We start from the raw sequence: 13,619 nt of genomic DNA on the forward strand, positions 1-13,619 counted from the left end.
ACACCGCCACGCCCTTGGGCATGCCGGTGGAACCCGAGGTGTAGATCACGTAGGCCAGGTTGTCGCCGTCCAGCGCGACGCTTGGTGCGGTGTCGCTGTAGTTGGCCCAGTCTTCGGTGCGATCAATCGCCAGGGCTTCCAGACCTTGGGGAATCGGCAGTTGCTGCAAGGCGCTGGTGTGGGTCAGCAGCAGTTGCGCGCGGCTGTCTTCCATCATGTACAGCAGGCGGTCGCGGGGGTATTCGATGTCCAGCGGTACGTAGACACCACCGGACTTGAGCACCGCCAGGAACGCCACCAGGCTCTCGGCGCTGCGCGGCATGGCGATGGCCACGCGCACTTCCGGGCCGACACCACGGGCGATCAGCGCATGGGCCAGGCGGTTGGCCTGAGAGTCGAGTTCGGCGTAGGTCAGGGTTTGGGCGTCGAACTTGACGGCCACGGCATCGGGGGTTTCGCGGGCGCGGTCGCCGACCAGTTGGTGCACCCAGCGTGTGGCCGGGAAGCCTGAGTCGGTAAGGTCCCACAGCTGCAGGATGTGCTGCTGTTCTTCGGTGTCGAGCAGGTTCAGCTCACTGATGTTTTGCGTTTGATCAGCCACCATCGCCTTTAACAGGTTCTGCCAGTGGCGTGCCATGCGCTCGATAGTGCCGGCGTCGAACAGATCGGTGCTGTAGCCCAGGGACGCCCACAAGCCATCGCGGCTGTCGTGGGTGTCCAGGTCCAGATCGAAGTGCGCGGTGCGCCGCTCCCAGGCCAGGCCTTCGATGTTCAAGTGCGCAAGCGTCTGCTGTGCACCCGCTCCATCGGTCTGGTAGTTGAACATCACCTGGAACAACGGGTTGAGGCTCAGGCTGCGCTCCGGTTGCAGCGCTTCCACCAGCTGTTCGAACGGCAGGTCCTGATGCGACTGGGCCTCCAGGGCGCGCTGTTTAACCTGTTGCAGCAGTTGGCTGACGGTGGTTTGCCCGTCGATATCGGCCTTGAGCACTTGGGTGTTGACGAAAAAACCGATCAGGCGCTCGGTTTCGGCACGGTTGCGGTTGGCAATCGGCACGCCGACGCGGATGTCCTGTTGGCCGCTGTAGCGGTGCAGCAACGTCTGGAACGACGCCAGCAGCAACATGAACATCGTCACGCCCTGGGCTTGGGCCAAAGCCTTGAGACCGCTTGCCAACGTCGCCGGCAACGGCACGTCCAGGCGCGCCCCGCGATGGCTTTGTTGCGCCGGGCGCTGATGATCGAACGGCAGCTCCAGCACCGGTTGCTCGCCACCGAGCAGCTCGCGCCAGTAGCCCAGTTGGCGGGCCTTCTCCCCCGCCTCCATCCACTGACGTTGCCACACGGCGTAGTCGACGTACTGGATCGGCATGTCCGGCAGTGGCAGAGTTTGCCCCTGGCTGAACGCGGCATACAGCTGCACCAACTCATCGACCATCACTTGCATCGACCAGCCATCGGACACGATGTGATGCTGCACCAGCACCAGCACATGGTCGTCTTGCCCCATGCGCAGCAGGCTCACGCGCAGCAGCGGCCCTTCCAGCAGGTTGAACGGTCGTGCAATTTCGGCCTCGACCAGCGCCTGCACATTGCCCTCGTCGGCTTCGTCCAGCCTGATAGGCAACGCGGCCTCGGGCTGGATGACCTGGCGGGCCCCGTCCGACTGCGCCCGCACCACCGTGCGCAGGCTTTCATGACGGGCCACGAGGGCATCGAAACTGCGCTGCAGCGCCGGGATGTCCAGGGCACCCTTGAGGCGCAAGGCACTGGGAATATGGTAGGCACTGCTGTCCGGGTCCAACTGCCAGAGGAACCACTGACGCTCCTGAGCATAGGACAGCGGCAAGGATTGATCGCGATCGACCGCCCGCAGCGCCGGCGCCTGCTCACCTTCGGCCGTGTCCAGCACCTGCAAGGCACCGGCAAAACCGTCCAGGCGCGGCTGTTCAAAGACCAGTTTCAACGGCACTTCACGCGCCAGCACCTGACGCAAGCGCGACACCACCTGCATCGCCAGCAGCGAGTGCCCGCCCATCTCGAAGAAGTGATCGGTCAAGCCCACACGCTCGGCGCCCAGCACGTGCGCCCAGACGGCCGCCACCTGTTGCTCCAACTCGGTCACCGGTTCAACCCACGCCTGTTGCGTCAGGCTGGTATCCGGTTTTGGCAGCGCCTGGCGGTCCAGCTTGCCGTTAGGGTTGAGCGGCATGCGCTCCAGGAAGATCAGGTGCGCCGGCACCATGTAGTCCGGCAATTGCTCGCGCAGCACGGCTTTCAGGGCTTCGGCGTCCTGCTCGGCGGCCACCAAGTAGGCGACCAATTGGTTGTCGGCCGCCAAGACCAGGGTTTCGCGCACACCTTTCTGAGCCAACAACAGCGCTTCGATTTCTCCCAGCTCGATACGGAAACCACGGATTTTCACCTGATGGTCCACCCGGCCGACGTATTCAATCACGCCATCGGCGCGATACCGCGCCAGGTCGCCGGTGCGGTACAGACGGTCGCCGCCGAATGGATCCGGCACGAAGCGCTCGGCCGTCAGCAGCGGCCGGTTCAAGTAGGCACGGGCCAGGCCGCACTGGCTGCCGATATACAACTCACCCACAGCCCCCAGTGGTGCCAGGTTGAGGTCGCGATCCAGCACATACAGCGCACGGCCTGGCAACGAGCGGCCGATTGGGCTGGCCGTGGCGCCGATGGTTTCTTCGCCGCTGGTGCAGTCGAGCACGCTGGAGACCACCGTGGCTTCGGTCGGGCCGTAGGTGTTGAGCAAACGGACATGGCCCAACCCGGCCTTGATCCATTGCGCCGGGCCATCCAGCGGCATGGCTTCGCCGCCGATGTGGATTTGGCGCAACGCCCCATAAGAACGCGGCCCGGCTGCCAGACAATCGAGCAGGAACAGGTTCCAGTAGGCGGTGGGCAAGTCGGCCAGGGTGATGCCCTGGGCAATGATTTCATCGTACAGCCGCGCGCTGTCCCACAGCTCCGGGCCGCGCAGGATGACCGTGGCGCCATGGGTCAGCGCCGGGTACAGCTGCTCGACGAAGCCGTCGAAGTTCAGGGTGGCAAACTGCAGGACGCGGTCGTCCTGGGTCAGGCGTGAGTAACCGGCGGCGATGCTGGAGAACTCGGTGAGCGCCGCATGGTTGATTGCCACGCCCTTGGGCTTGCCGGTGGAACCGGAGGTGTAGATTACATAGGCCAGGTTCTGCGCGGCGACGGCGATGCCTGGGTTGCTGTCGATGTGTTCAGCCAAGCTTGCATCGGCCACCTCCTGCGTCGCCATGCCTTCAGGCAGCGGCATGGCCACATGGGATTGGGTCAACACCAGGCTGACGCCGCTGTCTTCCAACATATGCAGCAGGCGTTCACGCGGGTACTGCGGGTCCAGCGGCACATAGGCGCCACCGGCCTTGAGCACCGCCAGCAGGCTGACGATCATCTGCACAGAACGCTCGACGGCCACGCCCACCAGCACTTCCGGGCCGACGCCCAGGCTGATCAGGCGATGGGCCAAGCGGTTGGCCTGGCGGTTCAGCTCGGCATAGGTGACGGACTGCGCACCCAGGCACAGGGCAATGGCCTGGGGCTGTTGCTGCGCTTGAAGTTCGAACAGGCCGTGCACACCGGCGACCGCTTCAAACGCGGCCGCCCCCTGGTTCCACGCCTGCAAAAGATGCCGTTGTTCATCGTCGAGCAGCAGGCCGAGCTGCGCGACAGGGCTGCTCGCCCGCCCGACCACGGCGCGCAGCAACGCTTGCCAGTGCGCGGCCATGCGCTGCACCGTCGAGCGCTCAAACAGATCGGTCGCATAGGTCAGTGAAGCCCAAATACCTTCGGGTGATTCCTGGGTGTCCAGGCTCAGGTCGAACTGTGCGCTCTGGCTGTCCCACTCCAGGGCCTCCACAGCCAGGCCCGGCAACTGCTGCTCGCCACGGACTCTGCGCCCTTCAGCCTGGTGATTGAACATCACCTGGAACAACGGGTTATGGCTCAGGCTGCGCTCCGGCTGCAGGGCCTCGACCAGTTGTTCGAACGGCAGGTCCTGATGACTCTGGGCTTCGAGGGCACGCTGCTTGACCTGGGCCAGCAGTTGACTGAAGGTCATCTGCCCGTCGATATCAGCCTTGAGCACCTGGGTATTGACGAAAAAGCCGATCAGGCGCTCGGTTTCAGCGCGATTGCGGTTGGCCACCGGCACGCCGACACGGATATCCGACTGCCCGCTGTAGCGGTACAACAACGTCTGGAACGACGCCAGCAACAGCATGAACAGCGTGACCCCTTCGCGCTGGGCCAGTGCCTTGAGCCCTGTGACCAACGCCTGATCCAGGCCCACGTCCAAGCGCGCTCCGCGGTAACTCTGCACGGCCGGGCGCGGGTGATCCAGGGGCAACTCCAATACCGGCTGCTCGCCGCCCAGGCGATCGCACCAGTACCCCAGCTGTCGCTCTTTTTCGCCAGCCTCCATCCAACTGCGTTGCCACAACGCGTAGTCGGGGTATTGAACCGGCAAGTCCGGTAAATGAACGTCCTGGCCACCGCTGTAACCGACATACAGTTGCACCAGCTCATCGACCATCACCTGCATCGACCAGCCATCGGACACGATGTGATGCAGCACCAGCACCAGCACATGTTCCTCTGGCGCCAGCTGCAACAACTTGACCCGCAGCAGCGGGCCTTGCTGCAGGTCAAACGGCTTGGCGACTTCGGCCTGTACCAGCGCCTCAAGCCGGGCGGCATCACCCGGACCTTCGGTGATTTCGAGGTGCAACTGGGGCTTGACCACCTGCACGATCTGGTCGGCGTCCTGATGCAGGTGGGTGCGCAAGCTTTCATGGCGCGCAATCAACGCATCAAAACTGCGTTGCAAGGCCGCCCGGTCAAGGCGCCCCCTCAAACGCAAGGCACGGGGCAAGTGATAGGCCGGGCTTTGCGGCTCCAGTTGCCACAAAAACCACTGCCGCTCCTGGGCATAGGAGAGCCGCAGCGGCTCACCTTCCTGACGCTTGAAAACCGGGGCAATCTCAAACAGGTTGATGCCTTGTTGCTTGAGCATTACCGCCAACGCTTTCTTTTGCTGCGCAGAAAGTGAACCCACCGACTCGATTAATGCTTGCACGCCACGCCCCTCAGGAAATCAATTTATCCAAATCTTCTGCTGATAGACGTTTGAGAGCCTCCAAGGATTTAGCCAATGCATCCTGCACGGGCGAATTATTTGTCTGCTGGCCTGCCACGTAGGCACTGAACTCGGCCAGGGTTGGCGTAGTGAAAATCGACTTGACGTCAAACTCGGCGTGCAACTGCTCGCGCAGGCGCACCACCACTTGGGTGGCCAGCAGGGAATGCCCGCCCAGTTCGAAGAAGTTGTCTTGGCGCCCCACGCGTTCAACGCCGAGCACTTGCGCCCAGATCGCGGCGATCTGCTGCTCCTGCTCGGTCTGCGGTGCTTCGTACGCCCGCGCTTGCAGCGTGGCGTCCACCTTCGGCAAGGCCTTGCGGTCGAGTTTGCCGTTGGGGCTCAGGGGCATTTGTTCCAGCACCATCCACTGGGCCGGCACCATGTAGTCCGGCAGATGCTGGGCCAGGTGGGCGCTCAACACATCGCGCCAATCGTCGCCGGCCTGTTGCAGCGCCAGGTAACCCACCAGGTATTTGCCATCGACTGCCAGTACAGCCGTCTCGCGCACCCACGCGTGTTCCAACAGGCGTGCCTCGATTTCACCCAGCTCAATGCGCAAGCCGCGCAGCTTGACCTGATGGTCGATGCGACCGGCGTATTCGATCACGCCGTTGTCGCGGTAGCGCGCCAGGTCGCCGGTGCGGTACAGGCGCTCGCCGTTTACAAACGGGTGGGCAATAAAACGCTCGGCCGTCAGGGCCGGGCGACGGTGGTAACCCCGGGCCAGCCCTACGCCGCCCAGGTACAGCTCGCCAAGCACGCCAACGGGAACGGGCTCGAAGTTGCTGTCGAGGATGTAGCACCCCAGATTGGCAATCGGTCGGCCAATCGGCACCGCGTCGCGACCTTCATCGACGCAGGTCCAGTGGGTCACGTCGATGGCCGCTTCGGTCGGGCCGTACAGGTTGTAGAGCGCAGCTTGCGGCAGCTTGGCGAAGACTTGGGTCTGCGCATCCACCGGCAAAGCCTCGCCGCTGCACACGATGCGGTGCAGGGTGTGGCAGGTGGAAACCGTCGGGTCTTGCAGGAACGCCTGCAACATCGACGGCACAAAGTGCAGCGTGGTGACCTGCTCGGTGTTGATCAGGCTGACCAGCCTGGCCGGATCGCGGTGATCGCCGGGCGCAGCGACGACCAGGCGTGAGCCGGTCATCAACGGCCAGAAGAATTCCCACACCGACACGTCGAAGCTGAACGGGGTCTTTTGCAGCACGCTGTCGCTGACGTCGAGGGCATACGCTTCCTGCATCCACTGCAAACGGTTGGTCAATGCTGAATGACGGTTGCCCGCGCCTTTCGGCTGGCCGGTGGAGCCGGAGGTGTAGATCACGTAGGCGAGGTTTTCGCCGTCCAACGTCACGTTCGGATTGACTTCGCTGAAACCCTTGAAGGTCGACTCACCCAGCACCAGGCATTCCAGCCCGGTCGGGATTGGCAACTGGTCAAGCAGATGGGCTTGGGTCAGCAGCAGTTTCACGCCGCTGTCGTCGAGCATGTAGGCCAGGCGCTCACGCGGGTATTCCGGGTCCAGCGGCACATAGGCGCCACCAGCCTTGAGCACGGCGAGCAAGCCCACCACCATTTCGACGGAACGCTCCACCGCCAGGCCGACCAGCACATCCGGCCCCACGCCCGCCGCTATCAGGCGATGGGCCAGGCGGTTGGCACGACGGTTCAGTTCGCTGTAGCTCAAGCGCTGCTGGCTAAACACCAAGGCCGGGGCGTCCGGCGTGTTGGCGGCCTGCGCTTCAATCAGTGTGTGCACACACTGCTGCAACGGGTAGTCGCGGGCGGTGGCGTTCCACTCATGAATCAGTTGCTGACGCTCGGCCACCTCCAGCATCGCCAGTTCGCCCAGGCGCGGCTGCCCGTCTTGAAGCATGGCGTGCAGCAGATTGACCAGGTGGCGGGCATAACCCTGCACGGCCTCGGCAGTGAAATGCGCACGGGCAAAACTGAAGTGCACCGATAACGTCTCAGCCACTTCCACCAGCACTGTCAGCGGGAAGCTGGTCTGCTCCAGGGAATGAGGGGTGCCAAAGCGGATGCCGCTGCCGCCGGCCTGCTCCAACGCCTTGGACACCGGGTAGTTTTCGAACACCAGGATAGAGTCGAACAAAGCGTCCCCGCCCTGCCCGGCCCACCGTTGAATGTCGTACAGGCCGGTGTGCTCATGCTCGCGCAGGGCCAGGTTCTGCGCCTGGACCGCTTGCAACCAATCGGCCACCCGGCACTGCTCATCGACCGCGCAGATTACTGGCAAGGTGTTGATGAACAAGCCGATCTGTTGCTCCACGCCCGCCAGCTCGGCCGGGCGCCCCGCTACGGTCGCACCGAACGCGACCACGGGCTGGCCGCTGTGGCGTTGCAGCAAAACCAGCCACGCTGCCTGGATCAGGGTGTTGAGCGTGACCTTGTGGCTGCGGGCGAACGACTCAAGGCGTGCCGTCAACGCGCTGTCGAGCGCCAGTTGATGCTCGCCATGCCCCTGCAACGCCATCGGCTGGGCGCTGCCCAGGCGGGTCGGGGTGTGCAGAACCTTCAGTTGCTCGCGCCAAAAGGTTTCGGTCGCCACGGCATCACGCTGCTGCAACCAGCCGATGTAGTCGCGATAACGCCCGGCCACTTCAGGCACCACCGCCCCTGCGTAACGTTGCAACACCTCGCCGAACAACCGCGAATTGCTCCAGCCGTCCATCAGGATGTGATGATGGGTGTAGATCAGTTCGTGGCGCTGTTCATCGGTCCGCACCAGCACCATGCGCACCAAGGGTGCCTGGGTCAGGTCGAAGCCCTGACGGCGCTGCGTCTGTTGCAGCTCCTGCAGCGCCAGCTCACGTTCCGGCATGGCTTGCCAATCGAGCACTTCCAGCGGCAACCGCGCTTCGCGGTACACCACCTGGCGCGGCCCCTCCATCTGCCCTTCCCAGAAGAACCCGCTGCGCAACACATCATGGGCGCGCACCGTGGCGTCCCAGGCCTGCTGGAAGCGCGCCACGTCCAGGTTGTCGACGCTCACGCGGATCTGGTTGATGTAGTCGCCTGCCGCCTGCTCGTACAACGTATGGAACAACATGCCCTGTTGCATGGGCGACAGGGTGTAGATGTCTTCGATGGCGTCGGCGGCCAGCGGCAGGGATTCCAGCTGCGGCTGGGTCAGGCGCGACAGCGGGAAGTCGGACGCGGTCACACCACGGTTGCCAGGGGTGCAGCAGTGCGCCACCAGCGCATTGAGTTCCTCGGTATAGGCCGCGCCCAGCGCTTCGATCGTCGCCGGGTCGAACATCAGCGGGCTGAAGGTCCAGCCCAGTTGCAACTCGCCGTTGTACACCTGGCCGTTGAGCGTCAACCAGTTACCCAGCGGCGCGTCCGGGCTCTGCTCTGCACCGCGGCTCTCGACGGCGGGTGCGAACAACGCGTCCGGCTGGTCGAAGCTGGTATCGAACTGCCCCAGGTAGTTGAACGTGATGCGCGGCTCCGGCAAGGCGTTGAACGCCTCACGCGTGGCGTCATCCCCCAGGTAACGCAGCGCACCGAAACTCAGGCCTTTGTCCGGCACCGCACGCAGTTGCTCCTTGATCTGCTTGATCGAGCCCGCCAGGGTATCGGTGGGGGTCAGGCGCACGGGGAACAGGCTGGTGAACCAGCCCAGGGTGCGGGTCAGGTCGATGTCATCAAACAGGTCTTCACGGCCATGGCCTTCCATCTGGATCAGGCTGCTGGCATGCCCGGTCCACCGGCAAACGACCCGGGCCAGGGCGGTCAGCAGCAGGTCGTTGATCTGGGTGCGATAGGCCATGGGCGCCTGTTGCAGCAGTTGACGGGTGCGCTCGGCATCCAGTCGGCTAATCACGGTATGGGCCAGATGGCCAGGGCGCGCACCCTGCGGATCACGGCACGGCAGCTCGGTGGGCTCACCCTGCAATTGTTGCAGCCAAAAGCCTTTGGCCGACGTGATTGCTTCGCTGCGGGCATGGGTTTGCAAGCGCTCAGCCCAGGCTTTGAACGACGACGTCTTGGCCGGCAGCGCGTGCTGGCGGTACAGGCTCTGCAGGTCCTCCAGAAACACTCGCCAGGACACGCCGTCCACCACCAGGTGGTGCATGACCAGCAGCAGCCGCTGGGAACCGTCTGCCAACTCGGCCAGCACCGCACGCAGCAACGGCCCCTGCTGCAGATCGAGGCTGCGCTGGGCTTTTTCGCACAGCGCGGTCAGTTCGTCAGCGTCCTGCACCGTGGCCTGCCACAGCACTTGAGTGGTCACCGAGGCATGTTCGGCCTTCCAGCCCTTGGCCTGCTGGCTGAAGCTCAAGCGCAACACATCGTGATGGGCGATCAAGCCTTGCAGGGCAGCGTCCAGGCGGTCACCCTGAATCCGCTCACGCGGCGTCAAGAGCAAGGACTGGTTCCAATGGTGCGGCTGCGCCAACGCCATGTCGAAGAACAGTTGCTGGAACGGCAGCAACAGCGTTTCACCCTGCACCGGGCCCTGGTCGATGACCCGCGCCACCTGCAACTGCGCCACCCGCGCCAGGCTGCGCACCGTCTGGTGCTGGAACAACGCCTTGGCGCTGAAGTGGATACCGGCAGCACGGGCGCGGCTGACCACCTGGATCGAGATGATCGAGTCACCGCCACGTTCAAAGAAGTTGTCGTTCAACCCAACCTGGTCGACGCCCAGCACCTCTGCCCAGATCGCGGCGATTCGTTGTTCAAGCGCGCTTTGCGGCGCTTCGTAAGCCTGCACGGCCGCGGGTTTGGGCAGGGCCTTGCGGTCCAGTTTGCCGTTGGGGCTCAGCGGCATCTGTTCCAACACCATCCACTGGGCCGGCACCATGTAGTCCGGCAGATGCTGGGCTAGGTGGGCGCTCAACACATCGCGCCAGTCGTCGCCAGCCTGTTGCAGCACCAGGTAACCCACCAGGTATTTGCCATCAACTGCCAACACGGCCGTCTCGCGCACCCACTCGTGTTCCAACAGGCGCGCCTCGATTTCACCCAGTTCGATACGCAGGCCACGCAGCTTGACCTGGTGGTCGATGCGCCCGGCGTATTCGATCACACCGTTGTCGCGGTAGCGCGCCAAGTCGCCGGCGCGGTACAGGCGCTCGCCTTTTACAAACGGGTGGGCAATAAAACGCTCGGCCGTCAGGGCCGGGCGACGGTGGTAACCCCGGGCCAGGCCGACACCACCCAGGTACAACTCGCCAAGCACGCCAACGGGCACGGGCTCGAAGTTGCTGTCGAGGATGTAGCAGCCGAGGTTGGCAATCGGTCGGCCAATCGGCACCGCGTCGCGACCTTCATCGACGCAGGTCCAGTGGGTCACGTCGATGGCCGCTTCGGTCGGGCCGTACAGGTTGTAGAGCGCAGCTTGCGGCAACTTGGCGAAGACTTGGGTCTGCGCATCCACCGGCAGGGCCTCGCCGCTGCACACGATGCGCTTCAAGCCTTGGCAACTGGACACGGACGGATCTTGCAGGAATGCCTGCAGCATCGACGGCACAAAGTGCAGCGTGGTGACCTGCTCGGTGTTGATCAGGCTGACCAGCCTGGCCGGATCGCGGTGATCGCCGGGCGCAGCGACGACCAGCCGCGAACCAGTCATCAACGGCCAGAAGAACTCCCACACCGACACGTCAAAGCTGAACGGGGTCTTCTGCAGCACGCTGTCGCTGGCATCCAGCGCATAGGCTTCCTGCATCCACTGCAGGCGGTTGAGCAGCGCCGAATGACGGTTGCCGGCACCTTTGGGCTGGCCGGTGGAGCCGGAGGTGTAGATCACGTAGGCGAGGTTTTCGCCGTCAAGGGCGATCTCAGGATTGGCTTCGCTGAAACCCTCGAAGGTCGACTCACCCGGCACCAGGCACTCCAGCCCGGTCGGGATCGGCAATTGCTCAAGCAGATGAGCCTGGGTCAGCAGTAGCTTCACGCCGCTGTCATCCAGCATGTAGGCCAAGCGCTCACGCGGGTATTCCGGGTCCAGCGGCACATAGGCGCCCCCTGCCTTGAGCACGGCGAGCAAGCCCACCACCATCTCGATGGAACGCTCTACGGCGAGGCCGACCAGCACATCCGGCCCTACCCCCGCCGCTATCAGGCGATGGGCCAGGCGGTTGGCACGACGGTTCAATTCGCTGTAGCTCAAGCGCTGCTGGCCAAACGCCAACGCCGGAGCGTCCGGTGTGTTGGCGGCCTGCGTTTCAATCAGTTGGTGCACGCACTGCTGCAACGGGTAGTCGCGGGCGGTAGCGTTCCACTGGAACACCATCTGCTCACGCTCTTGCGCGCTCACGGCGGTCAGGTCCTGCAGCGCCAGGCCACTGTTGGCAACCGCTGCACGCAGCAGGCTCAGCCAATGGCCGACCATGCGCTCGGCGGTCGTGGCATCAAACAAGTCGGTGGCGTAGGTCAGGGAAGCCCAGATCCCGTCGCCCGTTTCCTGGGTGTCCAGGCTCAGGTCGAACTGGGCACTGCGGGTGTCCCATTCCAGGTTGGCCACTTGCAGGCCCGGTAGCTGGGGCGCGCGCGTGGCAGCCCGAGCCTGGTGGTTGAACATCACCTGGAAGAGCGGGTTGTGGCTCAAGCTGCGCTCCGGCTGCAGGGCTTCGACCAACTGCTCGAATGGCAAGTCCTGGTGGGCTTGGGCCTCCAGCGCGCGACGCTTGGTGTGTTGGAGCAACTGGGCGAACGTCATCTGGCCGTCAAGGTTGGCCTTGAGCACCTGGGTATTGACGAAAAAGCCGATCAGCGACTCGGTCTCTACGCGGTTACGGTTGGCAATCGGCACCCCGACCCGAATGTCATGCTGGCCACTGTAGCGGTACAGAAAGGCCTGGAACGAAGCCAGCAGCAACATGAACAGCGTGACGCCTTCGCGCTGGGCCAGGGCCTTGATTTGCACCACCAGACCAGGCTCCAGGGCAATGTCCCGGCGTGCGCCACGGTAACTCTGCTGGGCCGGCCGGCCGTGGTCCAGCGGCAACTCCAGCACCGGCTGCACCCCACCCAGCAACTCGCGCCAGTAATCCAGTTGTCGCGCTTTTTCGCCGGCTTCCATCCAGCTGCGCTGCCACAGTGCGTAGTCTGCGTATTGGATCGGCAATGGCGCCAACACACAGTCCTGGCCTTGACTGCACGCGGCGTAGAACTGCATCAGCTCCTGCACCATCACGCCCATGGACCAACCGTCAGAGACGATGTGGTGCTGCACCAGCACCAACACATGCTCGTCATGCCCCAGGCTGAACAGATTGACCCGCAGCAATGGCCCCTGTTGCAGGTCGAAAGGGCGAGCGATCTCGGCTTCCACCCGGGCCTTGAGCTGGGCTTCCTCGACCGGGCTTTCCATGATCTGGACAGGCGCAACGTCCAGCACTTCCTGGGAGCGTTGCTCACCGTCCAGGTGCAGCCGGGTACGCAGGCTTTCGTGGCGAGCTACCAGCCGGTCAAAACTGCGCTGCAAGGCCGCCTTGTCCAGGGGCCCGCTCAGGCGCAGTGCCCCGGGTACGTGATAGGCGGCGCTGTGCGGGTCCAGTTGCCAGAGAAACCACTGGCGTTCCTGGGCATAGGACAAGGGCGCGTGCTGGCCCTGTTCACGGATCGAAGCAATGGGCAATTGAGCAAAGCTCATGCCCCGGGTTTGCAAGCGTTGGTAGAACTGCTGGCGTTGTTCCAGAGGCAGGCGAAGAAAGCGCGACACCAGGTCGATGTTAGGGTTGGAAAGCATGGTTCAAATCGCCTCTAGTTCGCTCAAAAAGTCACGAAGATCATCAAAATCTTCCGCGCTGCCGGCACGGAAGGTCGCTGCCGCCTGGACATAGGCGCGCAACGACTCGGTCTGGAACACTTCCACCAACGGCACTTCCAGGCCCAACTCGGCCTGGACCCGCGAGGTGATCTGGATCGCCAGCAGGGAATGGCCGCCCACTTCAAAGAAGTTGTCGTTCAGGCCCACCTGCGGCAGGTGCAGTACGTCGGCCCAGATCGTTGCGATCTGTTGCTCCAACTCGGTTTCGGGGGCCACGTAGTGTTGTTGCAATTGGCTGGCGTCCGGCTCGGGCAGGCCCTTGCGGTCGAGCTTGCCGTTGGGAGTCAGCGGCATTTGCGCCAGGAACATGAAGTGCGCAGGCACCATGTAGTCGGGCAGACGGGTTTTGAGGGCACGACGCAGGCTGTCGCGGAACTCGGTCTCGTTGACCAGCGGGCCATCGGCGGGCACAACGTACGCCACCAATTGTTTGCCGGTCGGGCCCTCCTGGGCCACCACCACCGTTTCACCGACGCTGTCCTGTTCACGCAGGCGCGCTTCGATTTCGCCCAGCTCGATGCGGAAACCACGGATTTTCACCTGGTGGTCGACACGGCCGAGGTAGTCCACCACGCCGTCCGGACGGCCACGGGTCAGGTCGCCGCTGCGGTACAC

General features: G+C 63.9%; 3 protein-coding genes. All 3 read right to left on the bottom strand.

Translation table 11 applies throughout. The annotated features are described in order from the left end of the window. The coding region (locus HX792_RS29910; RefSeq protein ID WP_176999434.1) for a non-ribosomal peptide synthetase at positions 1-5,068 on the bottom strand (5,068 nt) is incomplete at its 3' end. Between the two features lie 73 nt (positions 5,069-5,141). Continuing rightward, positions 5,142-12,923 (bottom strand): non-ribosomal peptide synthetase, encoded by a 7,782-nt coding sequence (locus tag HX792_RS29915; RefSeq protein WP_176999433.1) that lies wholly within the window; start codon positions 12,921-12,923, stop codon positions 5,142-5,144. Positions 12,924-12,926: 3 nt separating this feature from the next. Then, positions 12,927-13,619 (bottom strand): phosphopantetheine-binding protein (locus tag HX792_RS30455; protein WP_256349919.1); only part of this gene is annotated, 693 nt, incomplete at its 5' end.

The organism is Pseudomonas sp. B6002 (genome assembly GCF_013385985.1).
In the GTDB taxonomy this organism is placed as follows: Bacteria; Pseudomonadota; Gammaproteobacteria; order Pseudomonadales; family Pseudomonadaceae; genus Aquipseudomonas.